The following is a 23,145-nucleotide window of genomic DNA, read 5'->3' on the forward strand; positions in this document are numbered from 1 at the left end:
ATGGCGGAGGACGGCAAGCTTCTCGACTACCTGAAGCGGGTGACGGCGGATCTCACGCAGACCCGCCAGCGGCTCCAGGAGGTCGAGGGCGTCGAGCGGGACCCGATCGCGATCGTGGCGATGGCGTGCCGCTACCCGGGGGACGTGCGGACCCCGGAGCAGCTCTGGGACCTGGTGGCCGGCGGCGTGGACGCGGTCGGGCCGCTCCCCACCGACCGGGGCTGGGACCTCGCCCGGCTGCTCGCCGACGACCCCGACCGGATCGGCACCAGCTACGTCGCCGAGGGCGGCTTCCTCGCCGAGGCCGCCGAGTTCGACGCCGCCTTCTTCGGCATCTCCCCCCGCGAGGCGGCGGCGATGGACCCGCAGCAGCGGCTGATGCTGGAGGTCTCCTGGGAGGTGCTGGAACGCGCCGGCATCGCCCCCGACGCCGTCCGGGGCAAGCCGGTGGGTGTCTTCACCGGCTCCGGCTACCAGGACTACGGCGACCTGCTCAACGCCGCCCCGGAGGCGGCCGAGGCGTACCTGGGGACCGCGGCGGCGGCCTCGGTGATCGCCGGGCGGGTCGCGTACACGCTGGGGCTGGAGGGGCCCACGCTGACCGTGGACACCGCCTGCTCGTCGTCGCTGGTCGCGCTGCACCTGGCCGTGCAGGCGCTGCGCCGCCGCGAGTGCACCCTCGCCCTGGCCGGCGGGGTGATGGTGATGTCCACCCCGGCGCCGTTCGTGGCGTTCAGCCGGCAGCGCGGGCTCGCCCCCGACGGCCGCTGCAAGGCGTACTCCGACGACGCCGACGGCACCGGCTGGGCCGAGGGCGCCGGCGTGCTACTGCTCGAACGGCTTTCCGACGCCCGCCGCAACGGCCACCCGGTGCTCGCCGTCGTGCGCGGCAGCGCGGTCAACCAGGACGGCGCGTCCAACGGCCTCACCGCCCCCAGCGGACCGGCCCAGCAGCGGGTCATCCGCGCCGCCCTGGCCAACGCGCAGCTGCCGCCCGGCGAGGTCGACGTGGTCGAGGGGCACGGCACCGGCACCACCCTCGGCGACCCGATCGAGGCGCAGGCGCTGCTCGCCACGTACGGGCAGGGCCGGCCGGCGGACCGGCCGCTCTGGCTCGGCTCGTTGAAGTCCAACTTCGGGCACGCGCAGGCCGCCGCCGGGGTCGGCGGTGTGATCAAGATGGTGCAGGCCATCCGGCACGGCCTGCTGCCGAAGAGCCTGCACGTCGGCACCCCGTCCTCGCACGTGGACTGGACACCGGGGACCGTCCGGCCGCTCGCCGAGGCGCTGCCCTGGCCCGAGTCGGGCCACCCCCGCCGCGCCGGGATCTCCTCCTTCGGGGTCAGCGGCACCAACGCGCACGCCATCATCGAGCAGGCTCCCGAGGAGGAGCCGGCCGAGGCCACGGCGCCGGAGCCGGCGCCGTCGGGGCGTACCCTCGCCTGGGTCCTGTCGGCCCGCGACCCGGAGGCGCTGCGCGCGCAGGCCGCGCGGCTCACCGCCGTCGCGGCCGGGCCCGACCCGGCCGACGTCGGGCACGCCCTGGTCACCGGCCGCTCGGCGCTGGAACACCGCGCGGTCGTCACCGGTACGGACCCCGCCGCGCTGCTGGCCGGCCTGGCCGCCCTCGCCGACGACCGCGACGCCGCCACCCTGGTCCGCGGCACCGCCCACGCCGACACCCCGGTGGCGTTCGTCTTCCCCGGCCAGGGGTCGCAGTGGGCCGGGATGGCGGTCGAGCTGCTCGACTCGTCGCCGGTCTTCGCCGCGAAGATCGCCGAGTGCGCCCGCGCGCTGGCACCCTTCGTCGACTGGGACCTGGTCGACGTCCTGCGCGGCGCTCCCGGCGCGCCCACCCTCGACCCGGTCGACGTGGTGCAGCCGGTGCTCTGGTCGGTGATGGTCTCGCTGGCCCAGCTGTGGCGCAGCCACGGTGTCGAGCCGGCCGCCGTGGTCGGCCACTCGCAGGGCGAGATCGCCGCCGCCTGCGTCGCCGGTGCGCTCACCCTCGACGACGGCGCCCGGGTGGTCGCCCTGCGCAGCCAGGTCATCGCCGCCGAGCTGGCCGGCCTGGGCGGGATGATGTCGGTGTCGCTGCCCGCCGACGCCGCCCGAGAGCGGCTCGCCGGCTGGGCGGGCCGGCTCTCCCTCGCCGCCGTCAACGGCCCCGGCTCGGTGGTCGTCTGCGGCGAGGTGGACGCCCTCACCGCGTTCCAGGGCGAACTGGCCGCCGAGGAGATCCGCACCCGGATGATCCCGGTGGACTACGCCTCGCACTCGGTCTTCGTCGAGGGCATCCGCGACCGGCTCGCCGAACTGCTCGCCCCGGTCCGCCCCCGCACCGCCGAGGTGCCGTTCTACTCTGCGGTCACCGGTGCCCTGCTGGACACCACCGCCCTCGACGGCGGCTACTGGTACACCAACCTGCGGCAGACCGTGCTCTTCGCCGACGCCACCCGGGCCATGCTCGCCGACGGGCTGACCGTCTTCGTCGAGCCCAGCGCCCACCCGACGCTCAAGGTCGGTATCGAGGAGACCGTCACCGACGCCGGCGCCCCGGCCGTCGTGATCGGTACCCTGCGCCGCGACGACGGCGGACCGGACCGCCTCGCCACCTCGCTCGCCGAGGCGTACGTGCACGGCGTCGCGGTGGACTGGCTGCCGCTGTTCGAGGGGCGGCCGGGGCGGCGGGTGGAGCTGCCGACGTACCCGTTCCAGCGCCGCCGGCACTGGCTGGACGCGGCCGCCACCGGCACCGGGGACGTCACCGGCGCCGGCCAGCGCCCCGCCGACCACCTGCTGCTCAGCGCGGTCGTCGCCACCCCCGCCGACGACGGGGTGGTGCTCACCGGGCGCATCTCCACCGGCACCCACCCGTGGCTGGCCGACCACGCCGTCGCCGGCACCGTGCTGGTCCCCGGCACCGGCCTGGTCGAGCTGGCGTTGCGCGCCGGCGACGAGGTCGGCTGCCCGGCCGTCAGTGAGCTGACCATCGGCGCGCCGTTGGTGCTCGCCGACGGCGCCGGCGTGCAACTGCGGGTCGCCGTCGGCGCGGCGGGGGAGTGCGGCGTGCGTCCGGTCAGCGTCTGGTCCCGGGCCGAGGACGCCACCCCCGACGCGCCCTGGCAGCGGCACGCCACCGGCCAGCTCGCCCCGGCCACCGCCCGCCCCGCCGACGACCTGCGGCAGTGGCCACCGGCCGGTGCCACCGCCCTGGACGTCGCCGGCCTCTACCCCGAGCTCGCCGACGCCGGGCTGGCGTACGGGCCGGTGTTCCAGGGGCTGCGGGCCGCCTGGCGGGCCGGCGCCGAGGTGTATGCCGAGGTGGAGCTGCCCGAGGAGGCCACCGCCGACGCCGAGCGGGCCGACCTGCACCCCGCCCTGCTCGACGCCGCGCTGCACGCGGTCGCCCTCACCGACGCCGTCGACGACCGGGCGCTGCTGCCGTTCGCCTTCACCGGGGTCACCCTGCACGCGGTCGGGGCGGCCAGCCTGCGGGTGCGGATCACCCCGCTGCGCGCCGGCGAGGTCGCCGTCGAGGCTGCCGACGCCACCGGCGCGCCGGTGCTCTCGCTGGACTCCCTCGTCCTGCGGCCGCTCCCGGCCGACCTCGCCCCGGCGCCGGCCGGGCCCGTCGCCGAGGCGCTCTACCGCACCGCCTGGACGCCCGTGCCCACGCCGTCGCCCGCGCCGGTCCAGGTCGGACGGTGGGACGCCGGCGAGGTCGCCGACGTGGTGGTGCTGCCGGTCACCGGCGGCGCCGACGCGGCGTCGGTGCACGACACCACCCGCCGCGTGCTCGCCGACCTCCAGACCTGGCTGGCCGACGACCGGTACGCCGCCAGCACCCTGCTGGTGCTCACCCGGGGCGCGGTCGGCCGCGACGGCGAGGACGTCACCGACCTGGCCGGCGCCGCCGTCTGGGGCCTGGTCCGCTCCGCCCAGTCGGAGCACCCGGACCGGATCGTCCTCGCCGACACCGACCTCGAGGTCACCGACGCGGTCGCGCTCGCCCCGACCCTCGTCGCCGCCGGTGAGCCGCAACTGCTGCGACGCGACGGTGACCTGTTCGCCACCCGGCTGGTCCGCGCGCCGGCCACCGGCGAGGAGCCGCCCGCCGGCCGGATCGACCCGGCCGGCACCGTGCTGGTCACCGGCGCCAGCGGCACCCTCGCCGCCATCGTCGCCCGGCACCTCGTCCTCGCCCACGGGGTACGCCACCTGCTGCTGCTCAGCCGGCGTGGACCGGCCGCCCCCGACGCGGCCGACCTGGCCGCCGAGCTGACCGGCCTCGGCGCCTCGGTCGACCAGGTCGCCTGCGACGTCACCGACCGCGACGCCCTCGCCGCCGTGCTGGCCGACGTGCCGGCCGCGCGCCCGCTGACCGCGGTGGTGCACACCGCCGGCGTGCTCGACGACGGCACCATCGCCTCGCTCACCCCCGACCAGCTCGACGCCGTGCTCGCCCCGAAGGTGGACGCGGCGCTGCACCTGCACGAGCTGACCCGCGACGCGGACCTCGGCGCGTTCGTCCTGTTCGGCTCCGCGGCCGGCGTGGTCGGGGCGCCCGGGCAGGGCAACTACGCCGCGGCGAACGCGTTCCTCGCCGGCCTCGCCGGGCACCGCCGGGCCCACGGGCTCGCCGGCCAGTGCCTGGCCTGGGGGTTCTGGGCGCAGGCCACCGGCATGACCGGGCGGCTCGGCGGCGTCGACCGGGCGCGCATCTCCCGCAGCGGCATGACCGGCCTCACCGTCGACGAGGGGCTGACCCTGCTCGACGCCGCCCTGGACCGCCCCGACCCCCTGCTGCTGCCGGTCCGCTTCGACCTCGCCGCCGTACGCGCCCAGGGCGACGTGCCGGCGCTGTTCCGTACCCTGCTGCCGGTCGCCCGGCGCAGCGCCGCCGGGGTACGCGCCGACGCCGGCTCCCTGGTGGACCGGCTGCTCCGGCTGCCCGAGGCGGACCGCGAGCAGGCGCTGCTCGACCTGGTGCTGGACCGGGTGGCGCTGGTGCTCGGCTTCACCTCCGCCACCGCCGTCGCCCCGGAGCGGGCGTTCCGCGAGCTGGGCTTCGACTCGCTCACCGCGGTCGAGTTCCGCAACCGGCTGAACCAGACCCTCGGCCTGCGGCTGCCGGTCACCGCGGTCTTCGACTACCCCTCACCGGCCGGGCTGGCCCGCTTCCTGCTCGACGAGCTCTCCGGTACCGCCGCCGTGACGTCCGCCGTGGCGGCGACGAAGCTGCTCGACGAGCCGATCGCCATCGTCGCCATGAGCTGCCGCTTCCCCGGCGGGGTCAGCTCGCCCGAGGAGCTGTGGCGGCTGGTCGCCGACGGGGTGGACGCGATCGGCGACTTCCCCGCCGACCGGGGCTGGAACGTCGACCAGCTCCACGACCCCGACTTCGCCACGCCGAACAGCAGCTACACCCGCTCGGGCGGCTTCCTGCACGACGCCGCCGACTTCGACCCCGCGTTCTTCGGGATCAGCCCGAACGAGGCGCTGGGCATGGACCCGCAGCAGCGGCTGCTGCTGGAGTGCGCCTGGGAGACCTTCGAGCGGGCCGGCATCGACCCGGGAACGCTCAAGGGCAGCCCCACCGGGGTCTTCGCCGGCCTGATGTACCACGACTACCCGGCCAACAGCGGCACCGGCGCGGTCGCCTCCGGCCGGGTGGCGTACGTGCTCGGTCTGGAGGGGCCGGCGGTGACCATCGACACCGCCTGCTCGTCGTCCCTGGTGGCGCTGCACCTGGCCGCGCAGGCGCTGCGCTCGGGGGAGTGCGACCTGGCGCTGGCCGGCGGGGTCAGCGTGATGGCCACCCCGGAGATCTTCGTCGAGTTCAGCCGGCAGCGGGCACTGTCCCCGGACGGCCGCTGCCGCGCCTTCGCCGCCGCCGCGGCCGGTACCGGCATCGCCGAAGGTGCCGGGTTCCTGCTGGTCGAGCGGCTCTCCGATGCCCGCCGCAACGGTCACCCGGTCCTCGCGGTGGTGCGCGGCTCGGCGGTCAACCAGGACGGCGCGTCCAACGGCATGACCGCGCCGAACGGCCCCTCGCAGCAGCGGGTGATCCGGGCGGCCCTCGCCTCGGCCGGCGTCCCGGCCGCCGAGGTCGACCTGGTCGAGGCGCACGGCACCGGCACCACCCTCGGCGACCCGATCGAGGCGCAGGCCCTGCTCGCCACGTACGGCCGGGAGCGCCCCGCCGACCGGCCCCTCTGGCTGGGTTCGGTCAAGTCGAACCTGGGCCACACCCAGGCTGCGGCCGGGGTGGCCGGGGTGATGAAGGTCGTCCTCGCCATGCGGCACGGGGCGATGCCCCGGACGCTGCACGTGGACGCGCCCTCGCCGCAGGTGGACTGGTCCGCCGGTGCGGTGGAGCTGTTGACCGAGGCGCGTCAGTGGCCGGTGACCGGGCATCCGCGCCGGGCGGGCGTGTCGTCGTTCGGCATCAGCGGCACCAACGCGCACGTCATCATCGAGCAGGCCCCGGACGAATCCCCGGCGCCGGCCGGCCCTGCCCGCGACACCGCCGGGCCGGTCGTGCCCTGGCCGGTGTCCGCCCGGTCGGCGGCGGCGCTGCGGGCCCAGGCCGGGCGGCTCTCCGCGTACGCGGGCGAGCACCCCGACCTGCGCGACGGCGACATCGGGTGGTCCCTCGCCACCGGCCGGACCCGATGGGAACGGCGAGCCGTCGTCCTCGGCACCGACCGGACCGAGCTGCGGCGCGGCCTCGACGCCCTCGCGGCCGGCACGCCCGACCCGGCGCTCGTGTCCGGCGTGGCCCGATCGGGTGGTCGGCTGGCGGTGCTGTTCACCGGTCAGGGCGCTCAGCGGCTCGGGATGGGTCGCTCGTTGCACGCGGCGTTCCCGGTGTTCGCGGCGGCGTTCGACGCGGTGGTGGCGGAGCTGGACGCACACCTGGATCGGCCGTTGCGTGAGGTCGTCTGGGGTGACGATGAGGAGTTGATCCGGCGGACGGGTTATGCGCAGGCGGGGTTGTTCGCGGTCGAGGTAGCCCTGTTCCGGCTGGTGGAGTCGTGGGGTGTGCGGCCGGACTTCGTCGCCGGGCACTCGATCGGTGAGTTGGCTGCCGCGCATGTGGCCGGGGTGTTGTCGCTGGCGGATGCGTCGCGTCTGGTGGCGGCGCGGGGTCGGTTGATGCAGGCGTTGCCGGCTGGTGGGGCGATGGTGGCGGTGCGGGCGTCGGAGGAGGAGGTGCGGGCGGCGCTGGCGGGATCGGGTGCGGTGGTCGGATCCTTTGGAGCTGATGACGTAGACGACTCAGCCGGGACCGGCATCGGCATCGGCAACGGTGCGGGCAACGGCAGCGGTGCGGGCACCGGCAATGGTGGCGGTCACTTGGCAGCTGCCCGTGTGGACATCGCGGCCGTCAACGGCCCCCGGTCCGTGGTCATCTCCGGCCCCGAGGTCGCCGTGCTCGCGGTCGCCGAACACTTCGCCAACCTGGGTCGAAAGACCACCCGCCTGCGGGTCAGCCACGCGTTTCACAGCGGGCTGATGGACCCGATGCTCGACGACTTCCGGGCCGTCGCGGCGAGCCTCACCTACACCGAGCCGCAGCTCCCGGTCGTGTCCAACCTGACCGGCGCCCTGGCCACCAGCGAGCTGACCGACCCGGGCTACTGGGTGCGGCACGTCCGGGAGGCGGTCCGTTTCGCCGCCGGCATCACCGCCCTGCACCAGGCGGGAGCGACCACGTTCCTGGAACTCGGCCCGGACGCCGCGCTCACCCCGCTGATCGAGGGCATCCTCACCGACGACGTCACGATCATCCCCAGCCTGCGGCGGGGACACGACGAACAGCGGCAGGCCCTGACCGCCCTGGCCAGGCTGCACGTCACCGGCACCACCGCCGACTGGACCGCGCTGCTCACCGGCACCCGCGTCGACCTGCCCACCTACCCGTTCCAGCGGCAGCGCTACTGGGCCGACGCGCGGGAGTACTGGGCCGACGCCTGGGCCGGGGCGGGTGACGGCGAGGTCGTCGCCGCCGGCCTCGCCGCGCTGCGCCACCCGCTGCTCGGTGCCGAGGTGGTCGTACCGGACTCCGGCGAGGTGGTGGTGACCGGACGGGTCTCGATCGCCACCCACCCGTGGCTCGCCGACCACGCCGTCGCCGGAACGGTGCTGCTGCCCGGCGCCGCCCTGGTCGACCTGGCCGTGCACGCCGGTGACCGGGTCGGCTGCCCCCACCTGGTCGAGCTGACCCTCCAGGCGCCGCTGCCGCTGCCCGACCGCGCGGCGGTCGTGCTGCGGGTCGTCGTCGGCGCGACGGACGAGGCGGGCAACCGCACCGTCGCCGTCTACTCCGGCGACGACGCCGAGGACACCGCCTGGACGGCGCACGCCACCGGTCTGCTCTCGCCGTCCGTACCCGCACCGGCCGCGCCGCTGGACGCCTGGCCGCCGGCCGGCGCGAGCCCGCTTTCGGTGGACGACGGCTACCAGCGGCTGCTCGCCGACGGCTACGCGTACGGGCCGACGTTCCAGGGCCTGCGGGCGGCCTGGCGGCACGGCGACGAGGTGTACGCCGAGGTCGTGCTCCCCGAGCCGGCCCACCCGGACGCCGCCCGCTTCGGCCTGCACCCGGCGCTGCTCGACGCCGGCCTGCACGCCGCCCTCCTCGACGCCGCCGACCGCGACGCCGCCGACCCGTCGGGCGGGGACGCGCTGCTGCCGTTCTCCTGGAGCGGGGTGTCCCTGCACGCCGCCGGCGCGACCGCACTGCGGGTGCGCATCACCCGCCGCGGCCCCCGCAGCGCCACCGTCACGGTGGCCGACGCGGCCGGGCAGCCGGTGCTCACCGTCGACTCGCTGGACTACCGCGCGGTCAGCGCCGACCAGCTCGACCCCGGCACCCGACCCGAGGCGATGTGCCGGCTCGACTGGGTGCCGCTGACCACGCCGGTCCCGCCGGCCGGGGCCGGGTCGGTCGTCCTGGTCGGTACGCCCCCGGCGGGGGCGGCGGAGCTGCCGACCCACCCGGACCTCGCCGCGCTCGCCGACGCCGTCGACGGGGGCGCCCCGGTGCCCGACCGGGTGCTGGTCACCGTGCCGGCGTTCACCGGTGACGACGTGCCGGCGCGGCTGCGCGCGGCGGTGGCGTGGGCGCTGCGGCTGACCCAGGAGTGGATCGCCGACGCCCGCTTCGGCACGGCCCGACTGGTGCTGGTCACCACCGACGCCGTCCCGGTAGGTGGCGGCCAACTCGACCTCGCCACCGCGCCGCTGTGGGGTCTGGTCCGGTCGGCGGAGGCCGAGCACCCGGGCCGGTTCGCGCTGCTGGACGTCGACCGTACCGTCGAATCGGGTCGCCGCCTGACCGCGGCGCTGGCCTGCGGCGAGCCGGAGCTGGCGTTGCGCGGCGGCGAGATCCGGGTGCCGCGGCTGGTCCGCGCGGCGGAGGCCGCCACCCCGGTCGCGCCGCAGGAGCACGGCACCGTCCTGGTCACCGGCGGCACCGGCGGCCTCGGCGCGCTGGTCGCCCGGCACCTCGTCACCGATCTCGGCGTGCGGCACCTGCTGCTGACCAGCCGGCGCGGCATCGACGCGCCCGGCGCCCGCGACCTGGTCGCGGAGCTGGCCGACCTGGGTGGCGACGTCACCGTCGCCGCCTGCGACGTCGCCGACCGGGACGCGCTGACCCGGCTGCTGGCCAGCGTGCCCGCTGCGCGTCCGCTGACCGGGGTGGTGCACGCCGCCGGCGTGCTCGACGACGGCGTTCTCGCCGCGCTCACCCCCGAGCGGGTCGACGCCATCCTCGCTCCCAAGGCGACCGCCGCCTGGCACCTGCACGAACTCACCCGTGACCTGCGGATGTTCGTGCTCTTCTCGTCGGCGGCCGGGGTGCTCGGCGCGCCCGGCCAGAGCGGCTACGCCGCCGCGAACGTCTTCCTCGACGCCCTGGCCGCGCACCGCCGCGCCGCCGGGCTGCCCGCCGTGTCGCTGGCCTGGGGACTGTGGGCGGCCGACGGGATGGGCGATCGGCTGACCGCCGCCGAGCTGCGCCGGCTGGGCGGCAACGGCTTCCCCCCGCTCACCCGCACCGAAGGGCTGGCCCTGTTCACCGCGGCGCTCGACGCCGCCGAGCCGCTACGGGTGCCGGTCCGGCTCGACCTGCCGGCCCTGCGCGCGGTCGCCGCCGGTCAACCCCTCCCGGCCGCCCTGCGCGGCCTCGTCCCGCCGGCCCGGCCGGTCGCGCGAGCCGGCGCGACCGCGCCGGCCGGCGGTGACGACCTGCGCCGCCGGCTCGCCGGCCGGTCCGGGTCCGAGCGCCGCGAGGCCCTCCTCGATCTGGTACGCGTCGAGATCGCCGCCGTGCTCGGCCACGCCACGGTGGACGCCGTCCAGCCCGACCAGGCGTTCAAGGACCTCGGTTTCGACTCGCTCTCGGCGGTGGAACTGCGCAACCGGCTGACCGCGGTCACCGGGCTGCGGCTGCCGGCCACCCTGGTCTTCGACCACCCCACGGCTCTCGCCGTGGCCGCGCACCTCGACGTGGTGCTCACCCCCGGCGAGGCGGCTGCGACCACCGACGCCCCGGCGGCGCGGCCGGTCGACGAGCCGATCGCCATCGTCGCGATGAGCTGCCGCTTCCCCGGCGGCGTCGGCTCACCCGAGCAGCTGTGGCGGCTGGTCACCGACGGCGTGGACGCGATCGGCGAGTTCCCCGCCGACCGGGGCTGGGACGTCGACGGCATCTACCACCCGGAGCGGGGCGCCGAGGGGCGGACCTACTCCCGGTCCGGCGGCTTCCTCGCCGACGCCGCCGAGTTCGACGCCGGCTTCTTCGGGATCAGCCCGAACGAGGCGGTGGCGATGGACCCGCAGCAGCGATTGCTGCTGGAGTGCGCCTGGGAGACCTTCGAGCGGGCCGGCATCGACCCGGGCAGCCTCAAGGGCAGCTCCACCGGCGTCTTCGCCGGCGTGATGTACCACGACTACCAGGACAACACGAACACCGGCTCGATCGCCTCCGGCCGCGTCGCGTACGCCTTCGGGCTGGAGGGGCCGGCGGTCACCGTCGACACCGCCTGCTCGTCCTCGCTGGTGGCGCTGCACCTGGCCGCCCAGGCGCTGCGATCGGGGGAGTGCACGCTCGCGCTCGCCGGCGGGGTGACCGTGATGGCGACCCCGGACACCTTCGTCGAGTTCAGCCGGCAGCGCGGGCTCTCCCCCGACGGCCGGTGCAAGTCGTTCGGCGCCGGTGCCGACGGCACCGGCTTCTCCGAGGGCGCCGGCCTGCTGCTGGTGGAACGCCTCTCGGACGCCCGCCGCAACGGTCACCCGGTCCTGGCGGTGGTGCGCGGTTCGGCGGTCAACTCCGACGGTGCGTCGAACGGCCTGACCGCGCCGAACGGCCCCGCCCAGCAACGGGTCATCCGCGCGGCGCTCGCCTCGGCCCGGGTGCCGGCCGCCGAGGTGGACGTGGTCGAGGCGCACGGCACCGGCACCACTCTCGGCGACCCGATCGAGGCGCAGGCGCTGCTGGCCACCTACGGCCAGGACCGCCCGGGGGACCGGCCGCTCTGGCTGGGGTCGGTCAAGTCGAACGTCGGCCACACCCAGGCCGCCGCCGGGGTGGCCGGGGTGATGAAGATGATCCTGGCGATGCGGCACGGGCTGATGCCCCGCACCCTGCACGCCGAGGAGCGCTCGCCGCAGGTCGACTGGTCCGCCGGCGCGGTCGAGCTGTTGACCGAGGCACGCGAGTGGCCGGCGAACGGGCATCCGCGCCGGGCCGGGATCTCCTCCTTCGGGCTCTCCGGCACCAACGCCCACGTGATCATCGAGGAGGCCCCCGCCGACGGTGACGCGGCCACGCCCCGACCGGTCGACGGCCCGGTGCCCTGGCTGCTGTCGGCGCGGTCCGACACCGCCGTGCGCGACCTGGCCGGACGGCTGGCCGACCTCGCCGCCCGGATCGAGCCGGCCGACGTGCCGGCGGCGGGCCGGACGCTCGCCACCGGACGGGCACTCTTCGGTCACCGGGCCGTGGTGCTGGGTGCGGCCCCGGCGGAGCTGTCCGCCGGCCTGACCGCCCTGGCCGCCGGCACCGGCGCTCCCGGCCTGGTCACCGGCGTGGCTCGGCCGGGTGGTCGGCTGGCGGTGCTGTTCACCGGTCAGGGCGCGCAGCGGCTCGGGATGGGTCGCTCGTTGCACGCGGCGTTCCCGGTGTTCGCCGCGGCGTTCGACGCGGTGGTGTCCGAGCTGGACGCACACCTGGATCGGCCGTTGCGTGAGGTCGTCTGGGGTGACGATGAGGAGTTGATCCGGCGGACGGGTTATGCGCAGGCGGGGTTGTTCGCGGTCGAGGTAGCCCTGTTCCGGCTGGTGGAGTCGTGGGGTGTGCGGCCGGACTTCGTCGCCGGGCACTCGATCGGTGAGTTGGCTGCCGCGCATGTGGCCGGGGTGTTGTCGCTGGCGGATGCGTCGCGTCTGGTGGCGGCGCGGGGTCGGTTGATGCAGGCGTTGCCGGCTGGTGGGGCGATGGTGGCGGTGCGGGCGTCGGAGGAGGAGGTGCGGGCGGCGCTGGCGGGTGAGGGTGTGGTGGTCGGGTCCTTTGGAGCTGATGTCGTAAACGACTCAGCTGGCAACGGCACCGGCACCGGCAACGGTCCGGTCACCGGCACCAACACCGAGGACGCCGTCGGCCAGGTCGCGGCCAACGGCACGGGCACGGGCAATGGCGGCGGCCCGGCGGCCGCTGACGGTGTGGACGTCGCCGCGGTCAACGGCCCCCGGTCGGTGGTCATCTCCGGCCCGGAGGCAGCCGTGCTGGCGGTCGCCGAGCACTTCGCCACGCTGGGCCGCAAGACCACGCGACTGCGGGTCAGCCATGCGTTCCACAGCGGGCTGATGGACCCGATGCTCGACGACTTCCGGGCCGTCGCATCGGAGCTGAGCTACACCGAGCCGCAGCTCCCGCTGGTCTCGAACCTGACCGGCGCCCTGGCCACCGCCGAGCTGACCGACCCGAACTACTGGGTGCGGCACGTCCGGGAGGCGGTCCGCTTCGCCGACGGCGTCACCACCCTGCACCAGGCGGGCGCGACCACCTTCCTGGAACTGGGCCCGGACGCCGCGCTCACCCCGCTCATCGAGGGGATCGTGACCGACGCGGTCGTGGTGCCCAGCCTGCGGCGGGGACACGACGAACAGCGGCAGGCCCTGACCGCCCTGACCAGGCTGCACGTCACCGGCACCACCGTCGACTGGACCGCACTGCTCCCGCAGACCGGTCGCACGGTCGACCTGCCCACCTACCCGTTCCAGCGGCAGCGCTACTGGCAGCGGACCAGCACCGCCGACGGGGACCTCGGCGCGGTCGGGGTCGACGCCGCCCGCCACCCGCTGCTCGGCGCCGCCGTCACCCTCGCCGGCTCGGACAGTACCGTCCTCACCGGCCGGCTCTCCGTGCACAGCCAGCCCTGGCTCGCCGACCACGTGGTGGGCGACGCGATCCTGCTGCCGGGCACCGGCTTCGTGGAGCTGGCGCTCAGCGCCGGCGGGCAGGTCGGCTGCGACGCCCTCACCGAACTGGTCCTCGAGGCGCCGCTGGTCGTACCGGAACGCGGCGGGGTGACCGTCCAGGTGCTGCTCGGCGCGGCCGACGAGGCGGGCAGCCGGCCGGTCACCGTCCACTCCCGCGACGGCGGACCGGACCAGCCGTGGACCCGGCACGCCACCGGCGCCGTCGCCCCGGCCACCCGGCCGCCGTCGTTCGACCTGGCCGCGTGGCCGCCGCCGGGCGCCGTCCCGGTCGACCTCACCGGACGGTACGCCGCCCAGGCCGCCGCCGGACTGGCGTACGGGCCGGCGTTCCAGGGGCTGCGCGCCGCGTGGACCGCCGGCGAGCAGGTGTACGCCGAGGTGGCCCTGCCGACCGGGGACGGCGCCGACGACGGGTACCGGATGCACCCGGCCCTCCTCGACGCCTGCCTCCAGGCGGTCGGCCTCGACGCCGGCCAGGTCGGGCCGGTCCGGCTGCCGTTCGCCTTCGCCGGCGTCACCGTCGCGGTGCCCGACGCCACCACCGTCCGGGTCCGGGTCACCCCGGCCGGCGACGGGGTACGCCTCGACATCGCCGACGCCGCCGGCCTGCCGGTCGCCTCGGTGGAGTCGCTCACCCTGCGGGAACTCTCCGCCGCCCAGCTCACCGCCGGCCGGCAGGAACCGCTGTACCGGCTGGTCTGGCAGCCCGCCGCCCCGGTGGCCGCGCCCCCGGTGCGCTGGGCGGCGTGGGAGGACGTCCGCGAGGACGTACCCGAGGTGGTGGTGCTGCGGCCGGAGCCCGGCCGGGACGCCGCCGCCGTGCACCGGGCGACCCACCAGGCCCTGGCGCGGGTCCAGGCCTGGCTCGCCGACGACCGGTACGCCCGGTCCACCCTGGTGGTGGTCACCCGGGGGGCGGTCGCGGTGGCCGACGAGGAGGCCGCCGACCTGGCCGGTGCCGCCGTCTGGGGGCTGGTCCGCTCTGCGCAGTCCGAACAGCCCGACCGGATCGTCCTGGCCGACCTGGACGACCCGGACGACCCGGCGGCGCTCGCCCTGGCCGTCGCCGCGGGCGAACCGCAGGTCGCCGTCCGCGCCGGCGTCGCCCACGTCGCCCGGCTCGCCCGGCTCGCGGTCACCCCGGAGGCTCCGCCGGCCAGCGTGTTCGGCGCCGAGGGGACGGTGCTGGTCACCGGCGCGACCGGCCTGCTCGGCCGGCTCGTCGCCCGGCACCTGGTCACCACGCACGGCGTACGCCGGCTGCTGCTCACCAGCCGGCGGGGCGCCGCGGCGGCCGGGGCGGACGACCTCGTCGCCGAGCTGACCGCGCTCGGCGCGGACGTCCGGCTCGCCGCCTGCGACATGGGTGACCGGGACGCGGTGGCGGCCCTGCTGGCCGGGCTCGACCCGGCGCACCCGCTCACCGGGATCGTGCACTCCGCCGGTGTGCTCGACGACGGGGTGATCGGGTCGCTCACCCCGGACCGCGTCGACGTCGTGTTCCGCCCCAAGGTGGACGCGGCGCTGCACCTGCACGAGCTGACCGCCGACCTGCCGCTCACCGCGTTCGTGCTCTTCTCCTCCGCCGCCGGGGTGGTCGGCAACCCGGGTCAGGGCAGCTACGCCGCCGCCAACGCCTGCCTCGACGCGCTCGCCGCGCACCGCCGAGCCGTCGGCCTGCCCGCCCAGTCGCTCGCCTGGGGAGCCTGGGCCGGCGACGCGGGAATGGCCGCCGACCTCACCGCCGGCGACCGGGCCCGCGTCGAGCGGACCGGCGTTCGCCCGCTCGCGCCCGCCGAAGGGCTCGCGCTGCTGGACGCGGCCGCCGCCACCGACGCGGCGGTGGTCGTACCGGTGGCGCTGGACCTGGCGGCGCTGGCCGGCGTACCCGACCTGCCGCCGCTCTTCCGCGGCGTGGTGCGGCGACCGGCGCGCGCCGGTGGCGGGGCCGGACCGGACGCCGCGGCGCTGACCCGGCGGCTCGCCGCGCTGCCGGCCGACGAGCGCGAAGCCGCGCTGCTCGACGTCGTGCTCACCCAGGCGGCGGCGATCCTCGGGCACGCCGGCCCGCAGGACGTCGACCCGGACCGGGCGTTCCAGGAACTCGGCTTCGACTCGCTGAGCGCGGTGGAGTTCCGCAACCAGCTCAACACCGCCACCGGCCTGCGGCTGCCCGCGACGCTGGTCTTCGACCACCCCAACGCGCGGGTCCTCGCCGCCGAACTGGTCACCGCGCTCGCCCCGGCGTCGGCCGACGGGCTGCCCGAGGACCGGGTGCGGGAGGTCCTCCAGGGCATCCCGCTGAACCGGCTGCGGGAGGCCGGACTGCTGGACCGGCTGCTCGAACTCGGTGGGCTCGCCCCCACGCCGGACCCGGCCACGACGGACGACGGGGCCGGCCGCTCGATCGACGAGATGGACGCCGACGACCTGATCAGCATGGCGCTGGGCGACCAGGACCTCGACGACCTCATGACGGGAGACCCTCGATGACCGACGACAAGCTCGTCGCCGCGCTGCGCAGCTCGCTCAAGGAGACCGAGCGGCTGCGCGCGCAGAACCGGCGGCTCACCGCGGCCGCCCGCGAGCCGGTCGCGATCGTCGGGATGAGCTGCCGGTTCCCCGGCGGGGTGAGCACGCCGGAGCAGCTGTGGCGGCTGGTCGCCGACGGGGTCGACGCGATCGGCGACTTCCCCGCCGACCGGGGCTGGAACGTCGACGAGCTGTACGACCCGACCGGCGAGCGCCCGCACACCAGCTACGTCCGGCAGGGCGGGTTCCTCACCGACGCCGCCGCCTTCGACCCGGCGTTCTTCGGGATCAGCCCCAACGAGGCGACCATCATGGACCCGCAGCAGCGGCTGCTGCTGGAGTGCGCCTGGGAGGCGTTCGAGCGGGCGGGCATCGACCCCGGCACGCTGCGCGGCAGCCGTACCGGGGTGTTCGCCGGGCTGATGTACCACGACTACGCCAGCAGCCACGCCACCGGCTCGGTCGCCTCCGGCCGGGTGGCGTACGCGCTGGGGCTGGAGGGGCCGGCGGTGACCGTGGACACCGCCTGCTCGTCGTCGCTGGTCGCGTTGCACCTGGCGGTGCAGGCGCTGCGGTCGGGGGAGTGCACCCTCGCGCTCGCCGGTGGCGCGGCGGTGATGGCGACGCCCGAGGCCTTCGTCGAGTTCAGCCGTCAGCGGGGGCTGGCCCCGGACGGCCGGTGCAAGTCGTTCGGGGCGGGCGCCGACGGCACCGGCTGGGGCGAGGGCGCCGGCTTCCTGCTGGTGGAACGCCTCTCGGACGCCCAGCGGCTCGGCCACCCGGTGCTGGCGGTGGTCCGCGGCACGGCGGTGAACCAGGACGGCGCGTCGAACGGCTTCTTCGCCCCGAACGGCCCCGCCCAGCAGCGGGTGATCCGCGCCGCCCTCGCCTCGGCCGGCGTCCCCGCCGCCGAGGTGGACGTCGTGGAGGCGCACGGCACCGGCACCACCCTCGGCGACCCGATCGAGGCCCAGGCTCTGCTCGCCACGTACGGGCAGGATCGGCCCGCGGACCGGCCGCTCCGGCTCGGGTCGATCAAGTCGAACCTCGGGCACACCCAGGCCGCCGCCGGTGTCGCCGCCGTCATCAAGATGGTGCAGGCGATGCGGCACGGGCTGATGCCCCGGACCCTGCACGCCGAGGAGCGCTCGCCCCAGGTGGACTGGTCGTCCGGCGCGGTCGAGCTGCTGACCGAGGCACGCGAGTGGCCGGCGGAGGGGCATCCGCGCCGGGCGGGCATCTCGTCGTTCGGCCTCTCCGGCACCAACGCCCACGTCATCGTCGAACAGGCCCCGGAGTCCGCCCCGCAGCCGGACGCCGGCGTGCCCTCGTCGCTGGTGCCCTGGGTGCTGTCGGCGAAGTCCGACCCGGCGCTACGCGAACTCGCGGACCGCTTCGCCGGCGTCGCCGCGCATCTCGCGCCGGTGGAGCTGGGCGCCGCGGCCCGAACCCTGGTCACCGGTCGGGCGACGTTCGGCCACCGGGCGGTGGTGCTGGGCGCGGACCCGGCCGAGCTGTCCGCCGGGCTGGCGGCGGTGGCGGCCGGGGAGCGGGCGCCGCACGCCGTCTCCGGGGTGGCCCGGTCCGGTCGGCTGGCGGTGTTGTTCACCGGTCAGGGCGCTCAGCGGCTTGGCATGGGTCGCTCGTTGCACGCGGCGTTCCCGGTGTTCGCGGGGGCCTTCGACGCGGTGGTGGCCGAGCTGGACGCGCACCTGGATCGGCCGTTGCGTGAGGTTGTCTGGGGTGACGATGAGGAGTTGATCCGGCGGACGGGTTATGCGCAGGCCGGCTTGTTCGCGGTCGAGGTAGCCCTGTTCCGGCTGGTGGAGTCGTGGGGTGTGCGGCCGGACTTCGTCGCCGGGCACTCGATCGGTGAGTTGGCTGCCGCGCATGTGGCCGGGGTGTTGTCGCTGGCGGATGCGTCGCGTCTGGTGGCGGCGCGGGGTCGGTTGATGCAGGCGTTGCCGGCTGGTGGGGCGATGGTGGCGGTGCGGGCGTCGGAGGAGGAGGTGCGGGCGGCGCTGGCGGGTGAGGGTGCGGTGGTTGGATCCTTTGGAGCTGATGTCGTAAACGACTCAGCCCCCACCGGCACCGCCACCGCCACCGGCACCGACTCGGTGGCGAATGCTGCTGTGAACATCGCGGCGGTCAACGGCCCCCGGTCGGTGGTCATCTCCGGCCCCGAAGCCGCCGTGCTGCACGTGGCCGAGCACTTCGCCACGCTGGGTCGAAAGACCACCCGCCTGCGGGTCAGCCACGCGTTCCACAGCGGGTTGATGGACCCGATGCTCGACGACTTCCGGGCCGTCGCGGCGGGGCTGACCTACGCCGAGCCGCAGCTCCCGGTCGTGTCGAACCTGTCCGGCGCCCTGGCCACCAGCGAGCTGACCGACCCGGAGTACTGGGTGCGGCACGTCCGTGAGGCAGTGCGTTTCGCCGACGGCATCACCGCCCTGCACCAGGCGGGAGCGACCACGTTCCTGGAACTCGGCCCGGACGCCGCGCTCACCCCGCTGATCGAGGGCATCCTCACCGACGACGTCACGATCATCCCCAGCCTGCGGCGGGGACACGACGAACAGCGGCAGGCCCTGACCGCCCTGGCCAGGCTGCACGTCACCGGCACCACCGTCGACTGGACCGCACTGCTCCCGCAGACCGGTCGCACGGTCGACCTGCCCACGTACCCGTTCCAGCGGCAGCGGTACTGGCTGCACACCCTCGACTACCTCGCCGAATCCTGGCTGGCCGGCGCGCTCGGCGACGACCCGGCCGCGCTCGGCCTGACCCCCGTCGACCATCCGCTGCTGCGGGCCGCCGTGGCCACCGCCCAGGCCGACGGCCTCGTCCTCACCGGCCGGCTGTCCCGGCAGGCGCAGCCCTGGCTCGCCGACCACGACGTGCTCGGCACCGTGCTGCTGCCCGGCACCGGCCTGGTCGAACTCGCCCTGCGCGGCGGCGAGGAGGCCGGCTGCCACCGCCTCGACGAGCTGACCCTCACCGCGCCGCTGGTACTGCCCGAACGCGGCGACGTCATGGTGCAGGTGGTCGTCGGCGACCCCGACAGCGCCGGGCGTCGTACCGTCGGCGTCTACTCCCGGGCCCCCGGCGGCCGTTGGGCACTGCACGCCGACGGGCTGCTCGTCGCCGACGCCGCCGAGCCGTCCGTCGACCTGACCGCGTGGCCGCCGCCGGGCGCGACCCCGCTGGCCACCGAGGGCGCGTACGAGCGGTTGCGCGGGCGGGGGTACGCGTACGGGCCGACGTTCCAGGGGCTGCGGGCCGCCTGGGAACGCGGCGACGAGCTGTACGCGGAGGTGGCCCTGCCCGACGAGGCGCACCCGGACGCGACCCGGTTCGGCCTGCACCCGGCGCTGCTCGACGCCGCCATGCACGCCTCCCTGCTCCAGGACCACGACGGTTCCGGGGCGACGCTGCTGCCGTTCGCCTGGAACGGCGTCTCCCGGCACGCCGTCGGCGCCACCGCGCTGCGGCTGCGGATGGCGCCCACCGGCCCGGACAGTGTCACCCTCACCGTCGCCGACCCGTCCGGGCAGCCGGTGCTCACTGTCGGGTCGCTGGTGTCCCGGCCGGTTTCCGCCGCGCAACTCGACGGTGTCCGGGCCGGCCGCGACCAGGTGCTGCACCGGGTGCGGTGGCAGTCGGCGGCCACCCCGGACGGGGCGCCGGACCCGTCCCGCTGGGCGGTGGTCGGCGACGCCGTCGCGGTGCCGGGGGTGCCGTCGTACGCCGATCTGGACGCGGTCGGCGCGGCGGACGCCGTACCGGAGGTGGTGCTGCTGCCGCTCGCGGCCGGCGACGGCGACGTGCCGGCGGCGGTCCGGGAGGTGACCGGGGCGGCGCTGGCGGCCGTGCGGGCCTGGCTTGCCGACGACCGGCTCGCCGACTCGCGGCTGGTGCTGCTCACCCGGAAGGCCGTGGTCACCGGCCCCGACGACCGGGTGGCGCTGGACCAGGCGCCGGTCTGGGGTCTGGTCCGGGCGGCGCAGGCGGAGAACCCGGAGCGGTTCGTCCTCGCCGACACCGACGGCCGGCCGGAGTCCTGGGCCGCGCTGCCGGCGGCCCTCGCGGCGGGGGAGCCCGAGCTGGCGCTGCGCGCGGGCCGCCTGTTCGTGCCCCGGCTCGTGCCGGCCTCCGACGCCGCCGCCCCCGCCTCCGACGCCGCCGTCCCCGCCGACACCGCGACGGATGCCGGCACGGCGCTGGTCACCGGGGGCACCGGCGGGCTCGGCGCGTTGATCGCGCGGCACCTGGTCACCGACCACGGCGTCCGCCACCTGGTGCTCACCAGTCGACGCGGGCCGGCCGCCCCCGGCGTGGACGCGCTGGTCAGCGACCTGACCGCGCTCGGCGCGACGGTACGCGTCGCGGCCTGCGACGCCGCCGACCGGGAGACCCTGGCCACCCTGCTGGCCGACATCCCCGCCGCCCATCCGCTGCGGATCGTGGTGCACGCCGCCGGGGTCGCCGACAACGGCGTGGCCGCCACGCTCACCCCGGAACGGCTCGCGGCCACCCTCGCGCCCAAGGTGGACGGTGCCTGGCACCTGCACGAGCTGACCCGCGAGGCGGACCTGTCCGCGTTCGTGCTCTTCTCCTCCGCGGGCGGGCTGGTGCTCGCCGCCGGCCAGGCCGGCTACGCGGCGGCGAACGTCTTCCTCGACGCGCTCGCCGAGCACCGGGCCGCGCAGGGGCTGCCGGCGACATCGCTGGCGTACGGGCTGTGGGGTACCGACGCGGGACTGGGTGCCGTGCTCAGCGACGCCGACCTGGAACGGATGGCCCGCCAGGGCTTCCCCGCGCTCACCGAGGCCGACGGGCTGGCCGCGTTCGACACCGCCCTGCGGGACCGGCCGGTCACCCTCGTGCCGCTGCGGATCGACCCGGCCGCCGTGCGCACCGACGCCGGCATTCCCGCGCTGCTGCGCGCCCTGGTCCGGACGCCCCGGCGGTTGCGCCGGGCCACCGACACCCCGGCCGCCGCCGGGCGGTTCGCCGGCCTGTCCGGCCCCGACCGGCTCCGCGCCCTGCGGGACCTGGTCCGCGCCCAGGTCGCCGCCGTCCTCGGGTACGACTCCGCCGAGGCGGTGGAGCCGGACCGCGCCTTCTCCGAGCTGGGCTTCGACTCGCTGTCGGCGGTGGAACTGCGCAACGCGCTGGGCGCGGCGACCGACCTGCGGCTGCCCGCCACGCTGGTCTTCGACTACCCGACCGCCGACGCCGTGGCGGCGTACCTCGACTCGCTGCTCGGCGGTGCCTCGACCGACGCCCTCGCCCTGGCCGGGCCGCGCCCGGTGGACGAGCCGATCGCCATCGTCGGGATGAGCTGCCGCTTCCCCGGCGGGGTCGGCTCGCCCGAGGAGCTGTGGCGGCTGGTCGCCGACGGGGTGGACGCGATCGCGCCGCTGCCCACCGACAGGGGCTGGGCCGACGACCTGTACCACCCGGAGCCGGGCCGCCCCGGCCGCTGCTACGCCCGGGCCGGCGGGTTCCTGCCCGACGCCGCCGACTTCGACGCCGGCTTCTTCGGCATCAGCCCGAACGAGGCGTACGCGGTGGACCCTCAGCAGCGGTTGCTGCTGGAGTGTGCCTGGGAGGCGTTCGAGCGGGCCGGGATCGGTCCGGGCACGCTCAAGGGCAGTCCCACCGGCGTCTTCGCCGGCCTGATGTACCACGACTACGGGTACGGCAGCTCCGCCGGCGGCAGTGCGGCGGCCGGCCGGGTGTCGTACGTGCTGGGCCTGGAGGGCCCGGCGGTGGCGGTGGACACCGCCTGCTCGTCGTCGCTGGTGGCGTTGCACCTGGCGGTCCAGGCGCTGCGGTCGGGCGAGTGCTCGCTGGCGCTCGCCGGCGGCGTGACCGTGATGGCCACCCCGGAGATCCTGATCGAGTTCTCCCGGCAGCGCGGCCTCTCGCCGGACGGCCGGTGCCGCTCCTTCGGGGCGGGCGCCGACGGGACCGGCTGGGCCGAGGGCGCCGGTTTCCTGCTGGTCGAGCGCCTGTCCGACGCCCAGCGGCTCGGCCACCCGGTGCTCGCCGTGGTACGTGGCTCGGCGGTCAACTCCGACGGTGCGTCGAACGGCTTCTTCGCCCCGAACGGCCCGTCGCAGCAGCGGGTGATCCGGGCCGCCCTGGCGTCGGCCGGCGTGCCGGCCGCCGAGGTCGACGTGGTCGAGGCCCACGGCACGGGTACGACCCTGGGTGACCCGATCGAGGCGCAGGCGCTGCTGGCCACCTACGGCCAGGACCGGCCCGCCGATCGGCCACTGTGGTTGGGTTCGATCAAGTCGAACCTCGGGCACACCCAGGCCGCCGCCGGTGTCGCCGGCGTGATCAAGATGGTGCAGGCGATGCGGCACGGACTGATGCCGCCGACGCTGCACGCCGACGAGCGCTCGCCGCAGGTGGACTGGTCCGCCGGCGCGGTCGAGCTGCTGAACCGGCCCCGCGAATGGTCGGCGAACGGGCATCCGCGCCGGGCCGGCATCTCGTCCTTCGGACTCTCCGGCACCAACGCCCACGTCATCCTCGAACAGGCCCCACCGCCCCCGACCACCCCCGCGGAGTCGGGCAGCGGGACGCCGGGACCGCTGCCCTGGCTGCTCTCCGCCCGCTCCGAGGTGGCGCTGCGGGCCCAGGCCGCTCGGCTGCACCGGCACCTGTCGGGCCGGCCGGAGCTGCGGCCGTCGGACGTGGCGTACTCGCTGGCGACCGGCCGCGCCGCTCTGGAACAGCGGGCCGCCGTGCTGGGCGCCGACCGCGACGAACTCCTCGCCGGGCTGGCCACCCTGGCCGACGGCGGGACGTCGGCGACCGTCCTGTCGGGGGTGGCCCGGTCCGGTCGGCTGGCGGTGTTGTTCACCGGTCAGGGCGCGCAGCGGCTTGGCATGGGTCGCTCGTTGCACGCGGCGTTCCCGGTGTTCGCGGCGGCGTTCGACGCGGTGGTGGCGGAGCTGGACGCACACCTGGATCGGCCGTTGCGTGAGGTCGTCTGGGGTGACGATGAGGAGTTGATCCGGCGGACGGGTTATGCGCAGGCGGGGTTGTTCGCGGTCGAGGTAGCGCTGTTCCGGC

At 76.3% G+C, this 23,145-nt stretch carries 2 protein-coding genes (1 of these 2 cut by a window edge); both read left to right on the forward strand.

Going from position 1 to position 23,145, the window contains the following annotated elements:
• Complete coding sequence (locus tag V6U89_RS26340) at window positions 1–16,011, forward strand: type I polyketide synthase (protein ID WP_334574666.1); 16,011 nt, start codon at window positions 1–3, stop codon at window positions 16,009–16,011.
• On the forward strand, window positions 16,008–23,145 hold the 5' portion of the coding sequence (locus tag V6U89_RS26345; protein ID WP_334574668.1) for a type I polyketide synthase. 4,631 nt of this gene lie beyond the right edge of the window; the window shows 7,138 of its 11,769 coding nt (coding positions 1–7,138); its start codon is at window positions 16,008–16,010; the stop codon falls past the right edge of the window. Before V6U89_RS26340 ends, V6U89_RS26345 begins: the two co-directional genes overlap by 4 nt.

Source organism: Micromonospora sp. CPCC 206171, from assembly GCF_036906755.1.
Classification (GTDB): domain Bacteria; phylum Actinomycetota; class Actinomycetes; order Mycobacteriales; family Micromonosporaceae; genus Micromonospora; species Micromonospora purpureochromogenes.